Source organism: Halorubrum sp. SS7 (genome assembly GCF_005435055.1).
Classification (GTDB): domain Archaea; phylum Halobacteriota; class Halobacteria; order Halobacteriales; family Haloferacaceae; genus Halorubrum; species Halorubrum salinarum.
Genome location: NZ_SGXV01000287.1, coordinates 1 through 489, shown reverse-complemented (window position 1 = coordinate 489; position 489 = coordinate 1). Strand labels below are relative to the sequence as shown.

General features: G+C 62.2%; 1 pseudogene. It reads right to left on the bottom strand.

The window, feature by feature from the left end:
- Nucleotides 1–387: 387 nt before the first annotated feature.
- A pseudogene (locus tag EXE44_RS21680) lies at nucleotides 388–489 on the bottom strand (5-(carboxyamino)imidazole ribonucleotide mutase); the annotation flags it as partial.

Here is a 489-nt window from a genome sequence, read left to right as displayed (position 1 = left end):
TCGCTTCGCTCGGCGACCGACGAGGCTGGGGAGGCGTGAGGTGCTGTGCGTGGCGGTTCGAGGCGGGACTCAAAGGGGCAGTCGCGAGGACGACGGCGCGCGACGCAAGGACCGCAGGAACGAGTGAAACGAGTGACGAGGACCGCAGCGAGCGCACCGAGTCCTCGCGACTGGGGCTTTGGAGGTGTTCGTGTCGATCGATAGTTTATAAAAAAATTCGTCGGACAGCCGAGGGGCTGGGGCTTTGGAGGCGTTCGCCGCCGATCCGGTGTCGACTACTTATAAACGAGCGGCTCGGGCTTTGGAAGCCTCTTCCGCGGTTCCGTACGCAGCCGGTTATAAACGAGTGTCTGAGAATTCATACGCAGTTACCACGTCGGCAGCTGCTTATCGGTCGCGGAACCCGTCGAGACCCAGATCGTGAAGATCGGCGGAGACGTCGGCGACGCCAGCCTTCTGCTCGTCGTGGAGTTCGACCAAGCGCTCCTC